Source organism: Bacillus altitudinis 41KF2b (assembly GCF_000691145.1).
In the GTDB taxonomy this organism is placed as follows: domain Bacteria; phylum Bacillota; class Bacilli; order Bacillales; family Bacillaceae; genus Bacillus; species Bacillus altitudinis.
On the sequence record NZ_ASJC01000010.1, the window covers coordinates 38,970 to 59,389 of the forward strand.

Sequence of the window (20,420 nt, forward strand, 5' to 3'; positions counted from 1 at the left end):
TTTCAATAGAAAGGTGGAAAAGGAATGAAGCTGATATACGAAAATGATCGGTGGATCGCAAATGCTGATCAAAGGCAGCTACATATTTCAGGAAATGAAGAAGCGGGATACAGGCCGTATCAATTGTTCACCTCGGCTATTGCGGGCTGTTTTGGAGAAATGGTCATTCATGTATGCCGGAAAAAACGAATATCCTATCAAGGGCTGACCATTACACCTGAAACGACAAGAGAAGGAACTGTAAACAAAATCACTCATATTCATTTACATATGATCTTTGAAAGCATCAGCACCTCTGATGAACAGCTGGAAAAAGTAATGAAACTTGCGTTGAAACATTGCTCCATGGTGCAATCCGTGAAAGGAACGATTGATATCACCCTTTCACACGAACGAATCTAAATGTATATGATGCCGGCACTCACGAAAGAATAACAGTCAGATATGATGTAAAGGAGATTGGCTGTATGAATCGTTTGTTTCTTGTGATTGTCGCAATTGGTGTTCCATTATCTGTAATTGGTAGTTTTCTTCATTTCCCGCAGGCTGTCATGTTTGCCGTCTATTGTATCGCCATCATCGGTCTTGCAAGTTTTATGGGAAGAGCGACAGAGAGTCTTGCCATTATAGCGGGACCAAGAATTGGTGGGTTATTAAACGCTACTTTTGGAAATGCAGTAGAATTAATCATTTCATTTTTTGCATTAAAACAAGGACTCACCGCCATTGTCCTTGCTTCACTCACTGGCTCAGTAATCGGCAATTTACTGCTTGTGGCTGGACTGTCTTTTTTCGTTGGCGGATTGAAATTTAAACGACAAGAGTTCAATGTCCACGATGCAAGGCATAACTCTGGGCTGCTTATGTTTGCGATTATTGTGGCATTTGTCATTCCAGAAGTCTTTTCTATGGGGATGGCAGAAGATCGTCAATTTGTTTTAAGTATTGGCATTAGCATTGTGATGATTTTGCTTTATGTCGCAGCACTCTATTTCAAACTTGTCAGCCACAGGGGTGTTTATGTTGCTAAGCAAGAAATTGCGAAAGGGGGAGCCGCGACGGAAGAAGAGACACCAGAATGGTCTGGGAAGTTTGCCACGGCGATTTTACTCCTTGCGACAATTGCTGTGGCGTATATTTCAGAGCGGCTCGTCCATACATTTGACACGGTCGGAGAACAGTTTGGCTGGAGTGAACTGTTTATCGGGGTCATCATTGTTGCGATTGTCGGTAATGCAGCAGAACACGCTTCTGCTGTGATTATGGCGTATAAAAACAAAATGGATGTCGCAGTGGAAATTGCTTTCGGTTCCACGCTTCAAGTCGCCATGATGGTCGCACCGATCCTTGTGATCAGCTCTCTGTTTTTTGAAAAGCAAATGCCACTGATCTTCTCATTACCAGAGCTCATTGCCATGGCATCCTCTGTTTTACTGACGGTCATCCTTTCAAATGATGGGGATACGAACTGGTTTGAAGGTGCTACATTGCTCGCTGCCTATTTCATTATGGCGATTGGATTTTTCCTTTTATAATCTTTTGTGGATAAGGGACGTCTTTCGGGAAAATACTATGGAAAAATGAATGAGAAAGAGTGATGATATGAAAAAGATGCCCCGCATCATGTTTGTTGTTCTCTTATCCTTAAGTTTTCTATACAGCTTTCCAGCCGAGGCAGCAAAGCCGTTTAAGGTGCCATCGTCTGTCGCCAGTATCTCAAAGGAAAATACGTATCCAAATGCGTCACAAGATCAGCCGCTGCTCCAGCCGAGCGAGCTGACGGCCGAATTATTTAAAACAACAAGTGTACCAATTGAAAATACACATTTGATTAAAATGCTGAATGAATCCAGTATCTCAGGTACACCGCTAGCAGTTGGCTACAGGGCAACGATTTTTCTTGGAAGATGGGCACTCAGCTATGATTCAAACGAAACCGTCGCCAATTGGGAATACAAAAAAGTGAACACGAATCACATTGATAATAGAGGCGGAAACAAAACAGCCATCGGCAAATATGTGCAAAAGCAACAAGTAAAAGTAAGTGGAGGGCTCACAGCAAAAGTTCCAAACCCAGAAGATGTGAAAACATTGATGATGCAAAAAGCCATCCAAAAAACAAAACTTCCGCTCGCCTTCGACACAGTGATTGGTGCAGGAACAAAGCGAGATCAGTCCTACCACGTATCTCCGAAAAAAGCAGCAACCCTGCATGCATACGCTCCAGCCATTAACGAAAAAGGAAAGGTTACTTACGGAGAAGTGTATCTTGTGCTCAAGGGAAATAAACGCAAACTTGTCGTGAAAAATGTGACCTCACAAGGAATCGGCGCTTGGATTCCTGTTCAAGATCACCTGACGTTTGGGTTTCAAGGGATGAATTAAAAACAGTCATCTCCTCTTACCAAGGGGAGATGACTGTTTTTTGATTAAGATGTCCTATCTTTTTTCTTTTTCATTTCATGAATGTAAAAATCAAAGGCGTTATATAAAAACCATACAAAGAAAAGAAAGAGAAAGACTTTAGTGAATATCGTCAAATTGTTGAAAATTAAGCATAGGCCAATAAAAGGGAGGATCATAAAGCCATAATACGAAAACCACCATGTTTTAAAAATGAAACTCAGCTCCTTGGTTATTTGTGGAAACGACTCTTTCTTCATATTACATGGTCTTGAGTAGAACGTAAACCTTACCTAGACAATAAAAAAGCCAACGCAGAAGTTGAATGAATCCAACAACTACGATGGCTTAGCTGATTATTCCCCTAAATCCACATTATGATAAACCTGCTGCACGTCTTCAAGCTCTTCTAATACATCGATGAGTTTTTCAAATTGTGCTTTCGATTCATCATCTAATGTCACTTCGTTTTGAGGCAGCATTGTGATTTCGGCTACAGTAAATTCTTCTACGCCTGCCTGTTTGAACGCTTCTTGAACTTGATGGAATTGATCTGGTTCAGCGTAGACGATCACCGTATCATCTTCTTCCATAATGTCACGTACATCAATGTCTGCTTCCATTAAAAGTTCAAGCGTTTCTTCTTCACTTTTCCCCTCGACACCGATCACCGCTGTTTGGTCAAACATGTAAGCAACAGATCCACTGACGCCCATATTTCCGCCGTTTTTCCCAAATGCTGCACGAACATCAGACGCTGTGCGGTTGACGTTATTGGTCAGGGCATCAACAATCACCATAGATCCGTTTGGACCAAATCCTTCGTAACGCAGCTCATCGAAGTTCTCTTCTGCGCCGCCTTTTGCTTTTTCAATCGCACGGTCCACAATGTGTTTTGGGACACTATATGTTTTTGCACGTTCTAGGACAAAACGAAGTGCTTGGTTTGATTCTGGATTTGGCTCACCTTGCTTGGCAGCCACATAGATTTCACGCCCGAATTTTGCGTAAATACGACTTGTATTGGCATCCTTTGATGCTTTCTTTTCTTTAATGTTGTTCCATTTACGACCCATCTTATTCACTCTCTTTCACTTAGTAAATACACAGTATGAGGGTCCCCATGCTGCATGAAATCAATCTGCTTTCTATTATACATGAATCAGTCAAGAGGATAGAAGTAAGAGGGCTGAAAAGAAAAGAATTCCTTAGCTGATATGTCCAAGTTGTTCAAGCGTCTTATTTTTCTCATGCGGTCTAGTCAGCTCATCACACCAAATGATCCCGGTATTTAGTTAACTGGCGAACTAAATGCATGATGAACAAAAAGTGATCAAAAAAAATAACCCCATCACAAATGAGGTTATTTTGCAGGCTGTGGATAGACGAGATCCTCAAGCAATTTCACATCATGCTGATGAAGTTGTGTGATCATTTCTTTTCGCACAGCGAGGGCGGCTTCGAAGTATTTTTCATCCTCGACCATTCCTTTTACGGTGATCTCAATCCCGCGATTCAATTTATTGAGCCCCATAATGCCATGAACCTGAAAAGGTTCAATGGCGTTTTGGAATTCATCTTTTTTCAGTAAATCATGATGCATTTGATTTAACTGATCACATGCTGTTTCTAGCGCCTTGAAAGCAATGTCAGGATTTTGGTTTGCGCTGATCAAGACTGACTCTGTGATACGCATGTAGTGCATATTGTAGTTTTGGATTTGACGAATGTCTCCGTTTGAAATGGTTAACAGCTTGCCGCTCCATTCTCTAATTTGCAGAGACCGGAGACCAATTTCTTCAATGGTTCCGTTAAAAAGATTATTGACCGTCACATAGTCACCTTTATGAATTTGACGTTCATAAATGAGGAAGATGCCAGCTAAAATGTCACGAATTAAGGTCTGAGCACCAAAACCAATGACAATTCCAGCAACACCAGCCCCCGCAAGGATTTTCCCAAAGTCATGAAAGAATAGAGAAACCACATATAAGACAAAACATATGGAAGCTGTATACTTTGAAACCGATTTGACCAAGCTCTCAATCGTTTTTTTCTTTTTATCTTCAATGAATTCAGTTCGTTTAAAGAAAATCTGAAGCGCTTTGTTGATCATAAAGACGGCAAGCCAAAGAATGAGTCCAACAAGGAGAATTTCAATGTATTTGTTCTTGACCACTGTCAGAAATGTTTCGTCCATCTATCGGTTACCCCCTGGCTGTACGAGAAGTAAAATCAACATCTTGATAATAACTGTTTTTCACAAGAACATTCGGACCAAGGCATTGCACACTTGGGCAATGACAATTCAGTTCTTTTGCCAATTTTGTGTTCATCCAGCGTGTATAAGCTGATTGCAACGTATCGGTTTCAATATTTCCTAATGGCGGTGTATCGCCAAAGTCTGTCACAATAATATTCCCATCAAAAATATTCACATTCAACCGTGAACGGCCATCAGGGTCATTTCGTACTGTCACATTTTTCGCTTGACGCAATCGAGTCAAGAGGCGCTGGTCTTCTTCATCTGTGCTGCATGAATAAAATGGCAATGTGCCAAACAGCATCCAAGTGTTCTCATCACGAACATCGAGCAGCTGATGAATCGCATCCCGCATTTGCGGAAGCGACAATGATTCAAGGGCGCTGGCAAAATCACTTGGATACATCGGATGAACTTCGTGACGCTGGCATTTCATCTCGTCCACGATTTGACGATGGATGTGTTCAATATAAGGAAGCGTACGCTTATTCAGCATCGTTTCAGCAGATACGGTTACACCCGCTTTCACAAGTGCTTGACTATTCTCAATCATGCGGTTAAACAATTTCTCACGCTGCTCAAAGGTTGGCTTTCGGTCCATCATTGCAAAACCAACCGTAGCAAACTCTTCGACTGTTCCCCAGTTATGTGAAATGTGTAGGACATCCAAGTATGGAATAATCTCTTCATATCGAGCCAAATCAAGCGTTAAATTCGAATTAATTTGGGTACGGACGCCGCGTTCATGGGCATACTTTAATAAAGGAACGACATATTCCCGTACAGATTTCAGAGACAGCATCGGCTCTCCTCCTGTAATGCTAAGGGAACGCAAGAGCGGTACTTCATCTAAACGGCGAAGCAGTAAATCGAGTGGCAGTGCATTCGGATCTTTAGGCTGAAGCGTATAGCCAACCGCACAGTGCTCACATCTCATGTTACACAACGTCGTTGTCGTCAATTCAATATTTGTCAGCTTCATTTCTCCGTAATCCTGCACATCGAGATAGGCTTCCCAAGGGTCGAATGCAGGTGTAATCGGACGAAGTGCTGTTTTTTGGTTCATGGTATCTATCTCCTTTTCATTCGGGCAAACATAGACCCGCCAACAGTTAATTTTAAGCCCCATCACCGTTATACGCAAGAGGGGACCCAATTGATTTACAAAGGAAAAAAAGATAAGCTATAAACAAATGCTAAAGGGAGTGTATCTATGGGCAAGGCAGCAGACAGCAAAGAGCAGCAGGTTGATTATTTAAAGAACCGATTAGATATGTTTATGAATGTGATTGATTCATTAGATCCTGAATCCACAGACGTTGAGGATATAGACAGACTGATCCAGATGATTGACGACCTAGAAGCGAAATATGAACGGTTTAAAACCGATTGGAAGGAAGAATAGCTCGCACAGTGCGAGCTTTTTTCTTTAAATTGGCAGGTCAAAAAGTGTATGAGTACCCGGTATAATCTGCACAATAGAAGAAAAACCGGGAAGTGACGTAAATGAAAAAATGCATACTGATCTGTTTATGTGCGCTTTTTGTATCGATGCCTTTTTCAAAACTAGAAGCCGTGTCTAATCAGCCAATTCATTGGGGATTTGCTAAAAGCAAAGAGCACAAGCCAGCAGATGCCGGCAAGGAACTGACGACACTCTTAAAGAAATATGATGCTTTCTATTTAGGAAATACGAAAAAGAAAGAGATTTATTTTACTTTCGATAATGGCTATGAAAATGGGTACACACCCAAAATCTTGGACGTGCTGAAAAAGCATCAAGTACCAGGCACCTTTTTTGTGACTGGGCACTTCGTAAAGGACCAGCCCAAGCTCGTCAAACGTATGGCAGAGGAAGGTCATATTATTGGCAACCATTCCTATCACCATCCAGATTTAACAACAAAGAGCACGAAAGAAATCAAAGAAGAGCTAGATCGTGTCAATGAAGCGGTATACAAAATCACAGGAAAACAAGATAACCTCTACCTTCGTCCACCGCGCGGGGTGTTCAGTGAAAGGGTACTAAAGGAAACGAAACAGCTTGGCTACCAAACCGTTTTCTGGTCAGTAGCGTTTGTAGATTGGCATATCCACCATCAAAAAGGAAAACAGTATGCGTACAATCAAATGATGAAACAGGCGCATCCGGGTGCCATTTACTTACTTCATACCGTCTCAAGGGACAATGCCGAGGCACTTGATGATGCCATCACTGCTTTAAAAAAACAAGGATATACCTTTAAAAGCTTAGACGATCTCATGCTTGAAAAAGTATGGCATCTCCCTCAGCTATAGAAAAAAGCTTGCAGACATCTGCAAGCTTCAGCGTGTAGCCAAACCCTCGCATTCGGTGTCAGTCCTGCGTGCTGGTGCTCACGAATGTGACATTCGCTCCGCGCCAGTACTCGTCCTTCCTAGACTGCAAAGGTTTTCTATCACGCTGAAAAGAAGACAAAGGGCTAAAATAAACAACATTTTAGCCCTTTGTCAACAATATTAAGCTTGCAGACATCTGCAAGCTTTTTGAATTATCCTTCTCTTATTATACGCTGGAACAAAAGGGGACGATGACGAGTAAAGGAGTCAATCAAGCCCTCACCGAAAATCGTGATGCTTTGCTCCCAAGGATGTCCTAGTAAACCCCAGGTCATCTCTTTTGATAAAAAGAAATAGTCATCTCCATTTGGGAGCACAGGAACTCTCCATTCTCCAAATTCATCTTTTTCAAATGAGCCGTATGGTGTGATCCAATAGCATTCGTGCTGCCAATCAAGTACCTGCATATATTCGTCCGTTCCGGTGATATTCTCCTGAAAAGACAGCAGTGCCTTCTTTTCAAGGTCTTCATCCGCACTTAGGAGAGAAGGGTCCTCGAAATAAGCAGAGATATCATATGTGATGTAAGGAGATGGTGCTTGAAAACCTGGAAAGCGAGAGATGCTTGGGTTAAATTTAAACTTTTGATCAAATGTCTTCCATGCGGATTTTAGTTCTTTGTCTGTCAGTGGAATCCAGTTCTCCATAGTATCTCCCTTTCAAGCACTTCTCTCAAAAAACTATTTGAAAATCCTAAACCATCCTTTATGTTTAAACCACAAAAGCATCCCTGAGACAAGCAAACCCATGAAAATCAGTACGCCAAAATAGCCATATTTCCAGTGTAATTCAGGCATGTTATCAAAGTTCATCCCATATACCCCAACAATAAAGGTTAGTGGAATAAAAATCGTCGAGACAATGGTCAGTGTCATCATGATGGCATTCATTCGATTGGAATTTAGTGTTTGATAGCTGTCTCGTAAATCGGCTGTCATATCACGGTTTGACTCAACGATCTCTGTTAGTTTCAATATATGATCATAAATATCATTAAAATATGCTTGCCGGTTTGCATCGCTTTTCATCATATTCGTGTTCACAATTCGATATAAGAGGTCCCTCATCGGGATAATGGTTCTGCGCAGTTTGAGCAAATCGGATCGAATCCCGAATACTTCGTTCATTAATGTACCATACGTTTTATGCCCTTCTTCATCCTCGATTTCATTGAGCCTGTCCTCAATTTGATAAATAATAGGAAAATAATCATCGACGAGCTGGTCAATCAGCATATAAGCCATATGCTCTGGACCGCTCTCTCGTGCTTTATCAGACCCTTTGAGCTTTCGAATGACTCGATCAATGTAGGGTGCTTCCTTCAAATGAAAAGTAACGATATAGTTTTCTCCAACAAACAGGTCGACTTCCTCAGATCGAAGTGTTTTTTGATTGAGGGCATGAAGAACGAAAAATAAATACCCTTCATAAAAATCAAGCTTCGGCCGCTGTAAATAATGGAAGCAATCTTCAATCGCAAGCGGATGGAACTGAAAAAATTCCTTTAACAGTGCTGCTTCCTTTTCCGTTGGCGCATAAAAATCAATCCAATACCAGGCAATATCGGGGCTTGAAAGCTGCTGCAATGTTGCATGTTCAATCAAGTCGCCGTTTTTTGTCACTGCAAGTTTTTTCAGCATGTGTACCCCTCCAGACTTGCATTATATCATGAAGCAGCAGCGGTGAACTTATACGTTTTCACCATAAAAAAGCCGATCTCATCGCTGAGATCGGTCCAATGTGCGTGTATGATTGATGGATAAAGCGAGAATTAAGGACGATGGAACGTAACGAATTTATTTTGACGGTCAAACCAGCCTCTAAATGCCCAGTTATCCCAGCCACCATCGCCGTTGTTTTTAAATGTACCGCTTTCAAAAACCCAAATACCGTAAACAACATTACCAAGGTTAGCAGTAGCGAAAGTTTTCACGCCATTAAAGCGGTCTTCATAGTTCTGGCTTAGGTTAAAGACCATGACGTTATATCTGCCGCCAGCAGCATAGAATGTGCTTTCCATTACACCTTTAACGAATCCAGAACGGTTGGCATTTGCATTTACTGCGTTAATGATTGCATTGGCAATTCCAAGGACATCGAAATTGACGTTAACATTAGGACTAGCTTTAGTTCCAGCTTTACCTTCAGCAGCTTTGTTTAAAACAGTTTGCTGTAGTGTAGTAGAGACGGGTGCTGATGATGTTTTTTCAGCAGCGTCAGCGAATACTGGTAGTGTCGAAGAAACAGCAGTGGCAAGGGCAACAGAAAGAATTGTTTTTTTCATTGGTCGGATCTCCTTTGTTTTTAAATTTTGGGTCTTCTTTTAGTAAAACGTGAAACTAGGTGAAGCCGGTTATCAATGAGGTAAATATGTTCCTGCAAGATGAAACAAATGATTGCCTAATCCGCTAATTCCTTTGTTCACCTCCTTGATATGTCATAATTATACAAATATTTTTGGAATAGAAGATATCACCCATAGGTTCTATTTCTAATTTAAGGAAAATGATCCTAAAATGTTGAAGATTGCTGTCGAATTTTAGCTGAATTCGACTAAAAATTTTCATCTATCCAAAAGGAGAATGACCATAAATAAGGAAGATATAACTGATAAATTCTTGTACTCTTTATATTTAAAAGTATTCAATATAGAGAATCATTCATGCAAAGTGAAACAATCACATCTGCGTGTTGGCAGAAAGGAAGAGGAAAAACATGTGGGAAAAACACCTATTGGTTGAACCGCCCTATCACTTCGATCAAGTGCTGAGACGTTTGTCGAGCGATCCATTAAAGGCGGTCGATCTGGATAAAAGAGAAATCAAAGTACCGATGAGGCTGAATCATAAACCGTACGTTGCAGTCGTTCAAGCGACAGGAACAAAAGAAGCGCCTTCGTTCCGGGTACAGGCTAACGGACCGGAGGAAGCCATTCTTTCTGAGGTGAAGCGGATATTTGGCATGGAGCATCAATTACATGCCGTGCATGACCATTTTGCTCAAACAAATCTTGCGCCCATTTTTGAACGTCATATCGGAACGCCGCTTATGCTGGATTTCCATCTATATCATTGCCTGATGAAATGCATCATTCATCAGCAGCTCAATCTTGCATTTGCTTATGAGCTGACGAAACGGTTTGTTCATACGTATGGTGAGCAAATCGACGGCGTCTGGTTTGACCCTTTACCGGATACCATTGCATCACTTGAAACCGACGATTTGAGAAAACTGCAATTCAGTCAGCGAAAAGCGGAATATGTCATTGATGTCTCAAAGCGAATAGTGAGCGGCTCTCTGGATTTAGAAGAATTACACGACTTACCGGATATTGAAATTGAAGAACGTCTGCTTCCGATTAGAGGGATTGGACCTTGGACGGTTCAAAATGTCCTCATGAATGGACTTGGAAGACCAAATCTCTTTCCAATGGCAGATATCGGGATTCAAAATGCGATCAAACGTCACTTTGACCTGCCAGAAAAGCCAACAAAAGAAGAGATGGCAGTTTTAAGCAAGGAGTGGGCACCGTATTTAAGCTACGCCTCCCTTTATTTATGGAGAAGTATAGAGACAGATAATTAATTGAAAGGCATTTTCGCTCTTCGTCCAAGTCGTGATATACTATTCAGATGGAATAAAATGAGGACAACCGATAAAGGTTTAAATAGAACGGAGAGAATAAACGTGAAAGAAAAACAGCAAGGAGCCCTTCTGCAAAAAGGGCAGCAGTTCCCGCTTACCATTAAACGCCTTGGCATCAATGGGGAAGGGGTCGGTTATTTTAAAAAGCAAGTGGTCTTTGTCCCAGGTGCACTTCCAGGTGAGGAAGTAGTAGTTGAAGCAACGAATGTTCAAGCGAAATATGCAGAAGGTACGGTGAGGAAAGTCCGCAAGCGCTCAGAACATCGAGTCAAACCGCCGTGCCCAGTATACGAAGAGTGCGGAGGCTGTCAGCTTCAGCATTTGGCATACGAGCAGCAGCTAAAGGAAAAACGCGATATTGTCATTCAATCAATGGAGCGTCATACAAAGCTGTCGGTTGAAAAGATCGACATTAGACCAACAATCGGTATGGAAGATCCGTGGCACTACCGAAATAAAAGTCAGTTCCAAGTCGGAAGATCACATAGCGGCGACATCATCGCAGGGCTTTATGGGCTGAATTCTCATAAACTTGTTCCGATCAAGGAATGTATCGTCCAGCATCCGAAAACGAACAAAACAACAGGCGTCGTCCGCAAAATTTTAGAGAAATTCGGCGTATCTGTCTACAACGAGCGGACAAGAAAAGGCGACGTGCGCTCGATTGTTGTGCGTGTCGGCTTTGAAACAGGTGAAGTACAAGTCGTCCTTGTCACATCAAAGCCTGAGTTTCCAAAGAAAAAAGAAATCGCCGAAGCCATCCAAAAACGTCTGCCAGAAGTGACGTCTATTATGCACAATATCAATGGCGAAAAAACGTCAGTCATCTTTGGGCATAAAACATCGCACCTAGCTGGCAACATGGTCATCCAAGAATTTTTAGGAGACGTCTCATTTGAATTGAGTGCACGGGCTTTCTTCCAATTGAATCCGAAGCAGACATTAAAGCTTTACGACGAAGCGAAAAAAGCGGCCAAACTGACTGGCAAAGAAAAGGTCGTCGATGCGTATTGCGGTGTTGGAACCATTGGAATGTGGATCTCAGATGGCGCAAAAGAAGTAAGAGGTATGGATGTCATCAAAGAATCAATTGATGACGCGAAGAAAAATGCCAAAAAACACGGCATGAAAAACGCGACTTATGTGACAGGCACAGCCGAACACTGGCTGCCAAAATGGGTTAAAGAAGGCTTCCGTCCCGATGTTATCGTCGTCGACCCGCCAAGAACAGGCTGCGAACGCACTTTCCTAGACACCGTCAAACAAGTCAAACCAAAACGCTTTGTCTACGTCTCTTGCAACCCATCTACACTAGCAAAAGACCTCGAATACATGTCAAAAGACTACAAAATCGAATACATGCAGCCAGTGGATATGTTTCCGCATACGGCGCATGTGGAGACCGTGGTATCGATGGTTAGAGTATAAAAAGTGAAATGAATAAAACGGTCCGTGATTTGAATACTGGCTTCTAGCTTGTAGGATCATCACGGACTTTTTTTATCAACTTATTCAGAGATGTCGATCAAAGGAATGGAGGAGGATGAGGTTGAGTCAATTTGAGATTCTAACTAACTATATCCCTTTGCTTCAGGGCAATGGTATTGGTGAATGGGTCATAGATCAAGAAAATGACGGAACAGCGGAACACCCGATTCAGATGCCCTATGTGAATTATTCCGAAACGGTCCGTCGTTTTATCGAGGATGTCTATACATTTGCAGAACAGCATCAAGAACTGGAGATTACCCGCTATAGAGAGATCCTCAAAGAAAATGGAATTGAATGGGGAATGAACGACATGGAGGATGTGGACGCTTCCAATTTAAATTCGCAGTGTGTACTGGCTCTCATCATGGGGGTTCTGAGAGCTGAACGATTTTGCGAGGGTGTCATACTCGATTTCTTTAAAAACGGAGCTATTGTCAAGTGGCTTGAAAGATTGGAACGTTTGGAGTAAGAGAGACTAGATTTCGGGGTGATCAATTGAAAAACAAAACAGATGTATCCCACATGTTTCCTCCTATGAAAATAGAAGAAATTGATCATATTTTATTATATGATCTTGATGCAATAAAAATGGAAAAAGAAGATGAACGTATAAAATTCATTTTACAAGATCCCTATTGTCCTGATAAACATCATATTCACAGTGTGTATGTCATCTATAAAAGGTCTATACTCAATTTACTTGAAGGTAGGATTCGCTCTATTCATAGTCATGAATTCATGACTGCTAAGAAAAAGGATCAAACGATTTCTATAGAAGATATAGAATATGTATTAGAGATCGCTACAGTTGTGGTTCTTGCAAGTGAAAATAATGGAATATTGACGAATTATTTTTATAGTGGAGTCGGACAAAGGTTAGATTGTATTTTTAATCTATGCTTAGGTTATTCAACAGATTTACAAAAGAAAGAGCATAAAGTAAGTTTGCAACGATTTATGGATGATATAAAGATTGTTGAAGAGATGGGATTGTTAGAAAAAATAGTAGGATAATGAGCAAAACCTAGATTTTAGAGAAATCTAGGTTTTTTCGTGCTTTTGATAAATTTAATCAACTTCATGTTGACCTTCCCCTTAACTGAAAGGTTTATACTGTGATCAGATCAACAAATCGGAGGAGATGCAGGATGTTTTGAATTTGAGGTGGGGTATTCCGTCAAATCGTTAAGGTGCTCTCTTCCTCAGGGAATGACAATTCGCACGTTACCTGCAGAAGACACCATGGCAACACTCTTATTTCATTCACATTCTCCATCCGCACAAACTGCTTGTGTTGACCTGGCGACATGGATCGAACATAACGGATACCGCGTGAAAGATGATCAGCCGGGCCGAGAAATCTATTACCCATTGTCAGAAAATGAAGAAGGCAGACTCATTGAAATTCAAATTCCTATTAAGAATGAAATCAAATCGTAAACATGGCCCAAAGGAGAAACGTCACGATGCAAAATAAAACCGTTGTCTATTTACTTGCTTTAGCAGCTTTTTTAATCGGAACGATCGAATACATCATTACGGGCATTATTCAAATGGTCGCACATGATTTACATGTCACAACGTCTACTGCTGGCTTATTGGTCACATCTTTAGCACTTTCGGCCGCAATCGGTGCACCGATTGTCATCGCACTAACCATCAATATGGACCGCAGAAAAATATTAACATGGACGCTGATCATTTTTATTTTAAGTAACTTCATCACAAGTATCAGCCATTCGTTTGAAATGGTCATGATCACAAGAATTTTACAAGGAATCAGTGGGGGAACGGCGATTGTAGTGGCGATGGCGGTTGCAACTCGTCTTGTAGAACGGGAAAAAAGAGGAACAGCCATTGGCATCATTTTAATGGGATTAAGCAGCTCCTTGGTTTTAGGCGTTCCAATCGGGACATTTCTAAGCAGTATGATCGGATGGAAAGCATTATTCGCAGCCATTGGAGTGATCACGCTTATTCCGCTGATTGTGGTGTATAGGCGGATCCCTTCTATGAAAGAACAAGAACCGGTGACGCTTCGTATGCAATTATCGATTTTAAAAGACAAGCGAATATTGCTTGCAGTGGCAGTCACGTTATTCTATGTAGGGGGATATTCGACTTTATTTACCTATTTAACGCCCTTCCTGCAAGCATCAGCCAACCTAAGCATCACAGAAATCAGTGGCATTTTGTTACTAGCGGGAATATGCAGCTTTTTAGGATCAAGCCTTGGAGGGATGGCAGCAGATAAAAAAGGACCCATCTTCACGATTTTTTCTGGCATCATCTTGCAAATCTTGATGCTCATGCTACTAGCATTTGTCACAGGGAATCTCGTGGTCATGGTGGCTGTTATCATGATATGGATGATCGCTACATGGAGTACATCACCAGCGCAGCAGCTATATCTTGTAACCCTTGTTCCAAAATCTCCTGATATCGCATTAAGTGTTAATACATCATTTATTCAATTCGGATTTGCTTTAGGATCGGGTTTAGGGGGGATTGTGTTAAACGGAACCTCTGTATTGAACCTAAGCTGGCTCAGCGCCGGTACGGTTTTCCTTGCGTTACTCATGACCATTCTCATGGTGGCGTTTGACCGATTATTTTCTCAACATAAGAGTTTGAAGGTGATCTTGCAAGGAAGGTAACTTAAATTCAATTTTGTATGGAAGGGACTACTTATTTCAGGTAGTTCCTTTTTGATTTGAAGAATGCACCAGTAAAGTTGTTTATTTGATACAATAGGGGGCAATATCCAAAGATTTTCTTTTAAAAACGATGAATATCAAACAAAAGCACCACTAGACGAGGAGAGAAAATAAATGCAAATAAGCGAAGAGATCATCAATCGAAAAGGCGCTCGAAAGGGGACTGATATCCCTCATGACGTCTTGTTCCTTTTGAATCAAGGAAAAATAGAGAGTGTGAATTTAACTGAATGGCTGGCTGTCAATCATATGACGTTATTACGTCATGTTTTGCCATCCGTTGGTTTAGACCATCATTTAGACGGTTTAACATCTAAGATCACTCAACAAAAGGCTGAGTCTGGAATGAAAGCAATTCGTCTCATCGGTCAATTGTTAGATGAATGGCTACAGAAAGAGAATGGGGAAAAACAAACGGAAGTGCTACAGGCGTTTACTCACCATGTATCTGATAGCGTCCGCTGTTGGGCTGCTTATATGAACAAACACCGTTTATCAACTTTGGAAGAGAAATTGGCGTACATTCAACCATTTGCAGCTGATCCTCATTTTGGAGTTCGAGAAATTGCGTGGATGTCAGTGAGAGAAAGCCTAACGGATCAGCTCGATCAAAGTATAGAACATTTAACAGCATGGGCTAAAAGTAAAGATGAAAATATTCGCCGATTCTCAGTAGAAGCTATTCGCCCAAGAGGTGTTTGGACAAAGCATATTGAGTCATTAAAACAAGAGCCAATGAGGGCACAGCCTATTCTAGATTTGCTCAAATCTGATCCATCAACATATGTTCAAGATTCTGTAGGAAACTGGCTCAATGACGCTAGTAAAACACAACCAAATTGGGTCATAACCCTGTGTGAACAGTGGTTAAAGGATTCTGATACAAAAGCAACTAGCAGAATTGTCAAGAAAGCCAAAAGAACGATTGTGAAGGGAAATTTTTAAACACTAATATCAACTGATTAGACAGTCCATGAAAATGAGTAAGCAGTCAATTCAGCGGTTTGAGAATAGGACTAAACCCATAGAGGCAAGCGAAAAAGTAAAGGGAATTACTCTTTACTTTTTTCGTGTGTGAAAAACCAAATTCACAATAGAAAGGAAAAATATTGAAACGTTTTTCCGATAAAAACGTAGTACAGATAGAGCTTTTATTAGAACCAATAGAGAAGGAGAGGAGTATTGTATGGAACAAGTAGCACTGAAAAAAATGAGAACAAACCAATTAGTCACATGTAATTTAATAGCTGGCATCATGATCGTGACGTTTTCAATCTTTTTTCAATTCTTACATATTCAATTAACTCATTTGTTTTTTTGTCTAGGAATTGTCATGCTCTTTCAAAGTATTTTAGGATTTTTTAAAAGGAAATCAACAAAATCTATCATTCCCATTTTTGAGCAGGTAGCTATTTATGAAAAAGAGAAGTTAGGAAAAGAGTGGGAGAAAGAACAGAGAACAGAAAATATTTCGAGAGTAGTGTTGAGTGGTCTGATGTTTTTTCAGTCATTTAGCTTCCGAGATGTAACGAACCCATTCTTTGAAATACAACCTGCATTTCTATTTTTCTTAGTGGCTATGTTTCTAGTTATTATGAATGTAAGCATGCTTTTTCGCTTTAGAAAAATTGATCGATCTACTGAGGAACACGAATTAAAAGGGTATACAAAGGAATCAAATATGATGGGTTTGGTTTTAGGCCTTTTATCAGCTATCATCCTATTCGTTTTTATCGTCATATTCGTCCTTCCATAAGATAATCACTTAACAGATTGAGGTGAAACAAATGAATGAAACTCTACAGCATCTAATAGATGATACAAGAAAGAAGTTCGGCTTAGATGATTATCGTTTAAAAAACTACGAGTATTACCGAAATGTGAATATGTTTAATGAAACAATTTATAAATTGTGTATGGAATGGTTTCCTCCACATGAAACGATACCTGTGGACGAAGATTTAAATCCGGATGGCACAGCCGTGATAGAAGTGAATTTGAATACAGGAAAGGTTGAGAGTGCTGTTTTTGTCAGGGGTAAAACATATGCAAAGGAGGGTGTGTGCTTTGATAGCGGCCAGAATGACGCCATCAAATGGATTGAACAAGAAACAGGGTTGATATATGGAGAGCACTTTCACTTGCATAAAGAGGAGAAAGGGGAGCTTATTTTTGAAGAAAAAATTGCTGGTGTACCAGTGACCCCTTCGGGCATGATTGATGTGAAATGGGATGAACATGGACAACTCATTTACTTTGTTCTTCACGGCCCATTTGTTTCTATAAAAAAGCACAGGGCTGAAAAATATACGCTGCTCATTGAGAAGATTGAAAGCTTAGCCCTTCAGCAAGTGCAACGAATCGAATGGCCTTCTTTTGATCAGAATAAAATTCGTCCAATTTATGCGTTAGAAGAAGTGTATGTAAAGAATGATGGAACCGGAATCCTCTCGTTTGAAGGTACGATACAGGAACATCAATGTCTCAATATCAACCAAATCATCAAATGGGATGAACCAATAACTGAACCTTTTGTAAGAAAGGAATTAAATATTCAAGAAGACATCTCAGATGATCAAGCCTTTTCAATTGAACCCTCACCAGATACAATGCCCATAACAGAGGAAGAAAAAGATAAGTGTTTGAAAGCAGTTCAAAAATTGTTGAGTCAGGAATATCCTAACGACACCGGAAAATGGGTTTGCATTTCTCTTCATCGTGATCATTACATTCATGCAACAGTAAAAGCAAATAGACAAGAGAAAAGCTTGCTTACAGATAAAATCTTGATATTCATTGATGCCCTTACATTTGAAGCCGTTAATTACATAGATAGAAAAGAAATGTTTAAGGAGTGTGGCATGTTGGATGAACTCCACCCCCCTGGCGAAATCACCCTGACAAAACAAGAAGCCTTCGAAAAATTAAAAGATCGGTTAGAGCTGACCCCCATCTATGTATATGATTTTACAGAAAAGCAGTATGTCTTATGTGGAAAACTAGATTGTCATGATGGAGTGGATGCAGTGAGCGGGGAAGTCATTCCTTTACAGGATATTTGAATTGGCACTTTACGCTATTGAAAGAACAGTCAGTGCTGTTCTTTTTTTTGTCCCATCTCCCTCTTTTTTGCAGAAAAATGGAATATTGTAGCAGGAAGTTGTCGTTTCATCACGAAAGAAAACAGGTAAGAATATGATCATAGGTCCATTGTTTGGATTCGTGGTGGAGTCAATGAGAAGACATAGGAAACGTTATACATATTAAACATTCGTGACAGTACAGTTGATCTACAGTATCAAGTCTAAAAAGTGAGTGATCATGTCTCAAGCCGTATGCGAAAATACGTGTACCGAGATCATATGATGAGTTGGTTCCGTTTGTTTTTAGGTGAGTTTGAAGCCAAGTTAGAAGAAAGTGAGGATATCTACCTTGAGTACATTGGAAGTGTTTCGTCAGTTTTTGGTTGACCATTATCCTGCGTTACAAGATGAGCTTTGGCTGAAAGATGTTGATACCCTTCGAATCTCTCCTATTCTTCATCCTTTTCTGAAAAGCAAGCTGCCAGATGGGATTGAAAAATTCACTTGTGTCCTATTCACGCAGCAAACAGATCAAACCACTGCCCCGCTCAAAGTATACCTTCTATTAGATGAATATGGGCAATCGCTTTACGCCATTGATTTGATGAATGAACAAATCGTGCTTCATTAATACAGAACCAAAAAGCTGCTTGAGCTTGTCTCAGCAGCTTTTTTTATGATGAACATCAGTTTGTCATATCAACCAATCTGCGGTGCAAGTTGTCCAATTCTTTTTTTGTTGGAAAAGAGCTGATCAGCAGCGTAGATCGCCCGAACTGAAGAGGAAGCTCAGTATCGGTCACAATCATATCAATCCCAAGTTGATCCATCGTGACATCATTTAACGTATTTTCTGGACTTGTGAAAATGTGAATGAGAGGAGGCACACTTAATTTAATTAAATCAGCAATAAACAAACTATGATTATAACCTAATGTTGAAATGACAAAAATGTTCAACACGTTTCTCCGATCCATTTCCAAATGAACAAGCCCTCTCCAGTTAGAAGTAATGATACGAATCAATTCTCGTTCATTTTTCACAAAAGAAGCGAGTATATCGTCTGTTTTTAACTCTTGGATGATATGAGTAATCCTCGAATAGAAGTAAGGAAGCTGTTTTTTTACCTCTGATAAATAACTCGATTTCTTTTTGAAAAGGAATCCATCTCTTACGGTAATTTCCCTAGAATACACATAATATTGTAGAAGAATCAGTGTCATCGCCTTGCGATTAGCCACCTCTTGATGAAAAATCAACTCCAATTGATTGATAAAGGAATGAATGGCTTCAAAGAGCTGTGGTGTATGCGATTGAAAGAACGTCAATTTTTCTTCGACCGTTTCAATTGATTTATAATGGCCAATAGCTGGTTCAATCAATAATAAAAAGACAAATTCGTGACGATCCAATGTAACACCAAAAGTGTCCTTTGTCATTTGGCAAACGTGTTCTTCCAAGTTTTTGATTTGTTTATAGATACCTTTAGCTGTAGATGTTTGTTTTTCCTTATCCATTGAGTACCTATAATTGCGTCGTATGGTAAAATTTTTCCTCAATCGGTGTATGGAAACGGCGAGCCATAGGCAAAATTTATCTAAAGCCACATCAGGTAGATTGACTTCGAGCACCTGAAATAGCTTTTGTAAAAAATCAACTGCTTCTTGCTTTTGAATATCATCGAATGGCCAAAGCCTGTTTCCATAGACTTCAAACAAAAATTCCACAAAAAATTGACGAATCTCCTTCTCATTTCCATGGAACTGCATACTATCTGGTCGTAACTCAATGTCATACGAGGTAAGAAGCGAATTGATTTTATGTATGGTGTTATACAATGTGGATCTACTGATATTCAGCGTGTCCATCCATTCATAGAAAGACCTGTTTTGTTCAAAGAAAACGCCGTCAATCAATCGAATTTCAATCGTATCTTTTAGAATTTCTTTGATATAGTAGTCGACTCGTATCGTCTGTGTATAACAAATGGATATGCCTTGTCTTGGCTTTATGCGGATTAACGGCTCACCGTTCTCTGTTTGGAACGACTTCATTTGTTCTAAATCGCTTTGAATCGCACGAACCGAGCCGATACGTTCATTCGATATCTCTTGAAGGCTCCACCACTTATTTTTGGATACAAGCAATTTTAAAATGTTTATCCATCTCTTTGATTTATTATCAATGAGCTCCATCAAACAACTAACTCCTTCCTTTAGCTTGCCTCTATATTATGAAGTTCACTTAAAGAACATTTGATTCTCAAAATAGGCATGAAATGATTGTAATGTTTAGGCTAAATCGTTTTGTCTTCACTTTTCATGATAAAAGAGAAAAAAATTAGACGAAAACAAATGTTATGCCCTGATTCTCCATATTTTTCTATTGAAAGGTGATAAATATGCCAAGAATCCTATAAAAATGGATCATTTTAGATAT

At 40.2% G+C, this 20,420-nt stretch carries 22 protein-coding genes; 15 read left to right on the plus strand and 7 right to left on the minus strand.

The window, feature by feature from the left end:
* The first annotated feature begins 24 nt into the window (after positions 1 to 24).
* From BA79_RS15110 to BA79_RS15120, 3 genes are all read left to right on the plus strand, one after another.
* Complete coding sequence (locus BA79_RS15110; RefSeq protein WP_035703685.1) at positions 25 to 402, plus strand: OsmC family protein; 378 nt, start codon at positions 25 to 27, stop codon at positions 400 to 402.
* A 65-nt stretch (positions 403 to 467) separates the two neighbouring features.
* Positions 468 to 1,535 carry a calcium/proton exchanger gene (cax, locus tag BA79_RS15115; protein WP_035703687.1) on the plus strand — a complete coding sequence of 356 codons (1,068 nt, stop codon included), beginning with the start codon at positions 468 to 470 and terminating at the stop codon, positions 1,533 to 1,535.
* A 67-nt stretch (positions 1,536 to 1,602) separates the two neighbouring features.
* A complete protein-coding gene (locus BA79_RS15120; RefSeq protein ID WP_017366830.1) occupies positions 1,603 to 2,385 on the plus strand; it encodes a YfkD famly protein in 783 nt (260 codons plus the stop codon).
* Between the two features lie 374 nt (positions 2,386 to 2,759).
* Here BA79_RS15120 and BA79_RS15125 read toward each other — a convergent pair whose 3' ends face one another.
* The 3 genes from BA79_RS15125 to yfkAB form a co-directional block, all read right to left on the minus strand.
* The gene (locus BA79_RS15125) at positions 2,760 to 3,479 is read right to left on the minus strand and encodes a YebC/PmpR family DNA-binding transcriptional regulator (protein ID WP_007496614.1); all 720 of its coding nucleotides are present in this window, start codon (positions 3,477 to 3,479) and stop codon (positions 2,760 to 2,762) included.
* Positions 3,480 to 3,766: 287 nt separating this feature from the next.
* Positions 3,767 to 4,603, minus strand: a complete 837-nt coding sequence (locus BA79_RS15130; protein ID WP_035703689.1) for a mechanosensitive ion channel family protein — start codon at positions 4,601 to 4,603, stop codon at positions 3,767 to 3,769.
* Between the two features lie 7 nt (positions 4,604 to 4,610).
* A complete protein-coding gene (gene yfkAB / locus BA79_RS15135) occupies positions 4,611 to 5,732 on the minus strand; it encodes a radical SAM/CxCxxxxC motif protein YfkAB (RefSeq protein ID WP_017358799.1) in 1,122 nt (373 codons plus the stop codon).
* A 147-nt stretch (positions 5,733 to 5,879) separates the two neighbouring features.
* Here yfkAB and BA79_RS15140 point away from each other — a divergent pair, with 147 nt between their 5' ends.
* Together BA79_RS15140 and pdaA are read left to right on the plus strand one after the other, a co-directional pair.
* Entirely contained in the window at positions 5,880 to 6,071 is a 192-nt protein-coding gene (locus BA79_RS15140; RefSeq protein ID WP_003218031.1) for an SE1561 family protein, read from the plus strand.
* Positions 6,072 to 6,172: 101 nt separating this feature from the next.
* Positions 6,173 to 6,964, plus strand: a complete 792-nt coding sequence (pdaA, locus tag BA79_RS15145; protein ID WP_035703693.1) for a delta-lactam-biosynthetic de-N-acetylase — start codon at positions 6,173 to 6,175, stop codon at positions 6,962 to 6,964.
* A 233-nt stretch (positions 6,965 to 7,197) separates the two neighbouring features.
* Here the strand turns inward: pdaA and BA79_RS15150 are convergent, their stop codons facing one another.
* The 3 genes from BA79_RS15150 to BA79_RS15160 all read right to left on the minus strand — a co-directional run bounded on the left by BA79_RS15150 (position 7,198) and on the right by BA79_RS15160 (position 9,329).
* Complete coding sequence (locus BA79_RS15150; protein ID WP_035703694.1) at positions 7,198 to 7,692, minus strand: DUF2716 domain-containing protein; 495 nt, start codon at positions 7,690 to 7,692, stop codon at positions 7,198 to 7,200.
* Positions 7,693 to 7,725: 33 nt separating this feature from the next.
* Positions 7,726 to 8,685: a magnesium/cobalt transporter CorA gene (gene corA, locus BA79_RS15155; protein ID WP_035703696.1), complete on the minus strand. Its 960-nt coding sequence runs from the start codon at positions 8,683 to 8,685 to the stop codon at positions 7,726 to 7,728.
* Between the two features lie 131 nt (positions 8,686 to 8,816).
* On the minus strand, positions 8,817 to 9,329 hold the full coding sequence (locus BA79_RS15160; RefSeq protein WP_008341732.1) for a hypothetical protein: 513 nt from the start codon (positions 9,327 to 9,329) through the stop codon (positions 8,817 to 8,819).
* A gap of 431 nt (positions 9,330 to 9,760) precedes the next feature.
* Between BA79_RS15160 and BA79_RS15165 the strand changes: the two genes are divergently transcribed.
* From BA79_RS15165 to BA79_RS15210, 10 genes are all read left to right on the plus strand, one after another.
* On the plus strand, positions 9,761 to 10,630 hold the full coding sequence (locus BA79_RS15165; RefSeq protein WP_035703699.1) for a DNA-3-methyladenine glycosylase family protein: 870 nt from the start codon (positions 9,761 to 9,763) through the stop codon (positions 10,628 to 10,630).
* Positions 10,631 to 10,732: 102 nt separating this feature from the next.
* Positions 10,733 to 12,118, plus strand: coding sequence for a 23S rRNA (uracil(1939)-C(5))-methyltransferase RlmD (rlmD, locus tag BA79_RS15170; protein WP_017358803.1), 1,386 nt, complete (start codon positions 10,733 to 10,735; stop codon positions 12,116 to 12,118).
* A 121-nt stretch (positions 12,119 to 12,239) separates the two neighbouring features.
* Positions 12,240 to 12,650, plus strand: a complete 411-nt coding sequence (locus BA79_RS15175; RefSeq protein WP_081827006.1) for a DUF6508 domain-containing protein — start codon at positions 12,240 to 12,242, stop codon at positions 12,648 to 12,650.
* 26 nt (positions 12,651 to 12,676) lie between these two features.
* Positions 12,677 to 13,195 (plus strand): hypothetical protein, encoded by a 519-nt coding sequence (locus BA79_RS15180; protein ID WP_035703703.1) that lies wholly within the window; start codon positions 12,677 to 12,679, stop codon positions 13,193 to 13,195.
* Between the two features lie 228 nt (positions 13,196 to 13,423).
* Positions 13,424 to 13,621, plus strand: a complete 198-nt coding sequence (locus tag BA79_RS15185) for a GyrI-like domain-containing protein (RefSeq protein ID WP_248596545.1) — start codon at positions 13,424 to 13,426, stop codon at positions 13,619 to 13,621.
* Positions 13,622 to 13,647: 26 nt separating this feature from the next.
* Positions 13,648 to 14,838, plus strand: coding sequence for an MFS transporter (locus tag BA79_RS15190; protein WP_035703704.1), 1,191 nt, complete (start codon positions 13,648 to 13,650; stop codon positions 14,836 to 14,838).
* Positions 14,839 to 15,012: 174 nt separating this feature from the next.
* A complete protein-coding gene (locus tag BA79_RS15195) occupies positions 15,013 to 15,843 on the plus strand; it encodes a DNA alkylation repair protein (protein ID WP_035703706.1) in 831 nt (276 codons plus the stop codon).
* Between the two features lie 241 nt (positions 15,844 to 16,084).
* Entirely contained in the window at positions 16,085 to 16,654 is a 570-nt protein-coding gene (locus tag BA79_RS15200) for a hypothetical protein (RefSeq protein ID WP_035703708.1), read from the plus strand.
* A 31-nt stretch (positions 16,655 to 16,685) separates the two neighbouring features.
* Positions 16,686 to 17,960: a hypothetical protein gene (locus BA79_RS15205; RefSeq protein WP_035703710.1), complete on the plus strand. Its 1,275-nt coding sequence runs from the start codon at positions 16,686 to 16,688 to the stop codon at positions 17,958 to 17,960.
* 370 nt (positions 17,961 to 18,330) lie between these two features.
* Positions 18,331 to 18,612 (plus strand): hypothetical protein, encoded by a 282-nt coding sequence (locus BA79_RS15210; RefSeq protein WP_017366847.1) that lies wholly within the window; start codon positions 18,331 to 18,333, stop codon positions 18,610 to 18,612.
* Between the two features lie 55 nt (positions 18,613 to 18,667).
* Here BA79_RS15210 and BA79_RS15215 read toward each other — a convergent pair whose 3' ends face one another.
* Positions 18,668 to 20,176, minus strand: coding sequence for an AcpB/EbpR/MafR family transcriptional regulator (locus BA79_RS15215; protein ID WP_035703713.1), 1,509 nt, complete (start codon positions 20,174 to 20,176; stop codon positions 18,668 to 18,670).
* Positions 20,177 to 20,420 lie beyond the last annotated feature (244 nt).

What these genes read in the sequence shown, in the direction of transcription:
- BA79_RS15140 (WP_003218031.1), top strand. Translation starts at nt 5,880, where the DNA reads ATGGGCAAGGCAGCAGACAGCAAAGAGCAGCAGGTTGATTATTTAAAG.
- BA79_RS15215 (WP_035703713.1), bottom strand. Translation starts at nt 20,176, where the DNA reads ATGGAGCTCATTGATAATAAATCAAAGAGATGGATAAACATTTTAAAA.
- BA79_RS15130 (WP_035703689.1), bottom strand. Translation starts at nt 4,603, where the DNA reads ATGGACGAAACATTTCTGACAGTGGTCAAGAACAAATACATTGAAATT.
- corA (WP_035703696.1), bottom strand. Translation starts at nt 8,685, where the DNA reads ATGCTGAAAAAACTTGCAGTGACAAAAAACGGCGACTTGATTGAACAT.
- BA79_RS15195 (WP_035703706.1), top strand. Translation starts at nt 15,013, where the DNA reads ATGCAAATAAGCGAAGAGATCATCAATCGAAAAGGCGCTCGAAAGGGG.
- BA79_RS15125 (WP_007496614.1), bottom strand. Translation starts at nt 3,479, where the DNA reads ATGGGTCGTAAATGGAACAACATTAAAGAAAAGAAAGCATCAAAGGAT.
- BA79_RS15185 (WP_248596545.1), top strand. Translation starts at nt 13,424, where the DNA reads ATGGCAACACTCTTATTTCATTCACATTCTCCATCCGCACAAACTGCT.
- BA79_RS15205 (WP_035703710.1), top strand. Translation starts at nt 16,686, where the DNA reads ATGAATGAAACTCTACAGCATCTAATAGATGATACAAGAAAGAAGTTC.
- BA79_RS15110 (WP_035703685.1), top strand. Translation starts at nt 25, where the DNA reads ATGAAGCTGATATACGAAAATGATCGGTGGATCGCAAATGCTGATCAA.
- BA79_RS15160 (WP_008341732.1), bottom strand. Translation starts at nt 9,329, where the DNA reads ATGAAAAAAACAATTCTTTCTGTTGCCCTTGCCACTGCTGTTTCTTCG.
- pdaA (WP_035703693.1), top strand. Translation starts at nt 6,173, where the DNA reads ATGAAAAAATGCATACTGATCTGTTTATGTGCGCTTTTTGTATCGATG.
- BA79_RS15190 (WP_035703704.1), top strand. Translation starts at nt 13,648, where the DNA reads ATGCAAAATAAAACCGTTGTCTATTTACTTGCTTTAGCAGCTTTTTTA.
- BA79_RS15120 (WP_017366830.1), top strand. Translation starts at nt 1,603, where the DNA reads ATGAAAAAGATGCCCCGCATCATGTTTGTTGTTCTCTTATCCTTAAGT.
- yfkAB (WP_017358799.1), bottom strand. Translation starts at nt 5,732, where the DNA reads ATGAACCAAAAAACAGCACTTCGTCCGATTACACCTGCATTCGACCCT.
- BA79_RS15200 (WP_035703708.1), top strand. Translation starts at nt 16,085, where the DNA reads ATGGAACAAGTAGCACTGAAAAAAATGAGAACAAACCAATTAGTCACA.
- cax (WP_035703687.1), top strand. Translation starts at nt 468, where the DNA reads ATGAATCGTTTGTTTCTTGTGATTGTCGCAATTGGTGTTCCATTATCT.
- BA79_RS15150 (WP_035703694.1), bottom strand. Translation starts at nt 7,692, where the DNA reads ATGGAGAACTGGATTCCACTGACAGACAAAGAACTAAAATCCGCATGG.
- BA79_RS15165 (WP_035703699.1), top strand. Translation starts at nt 9,761, where the DNA reads ATGTGGGAAAAACACCTATTGGTTGAACCGCCCTATCACTTCGATCAA.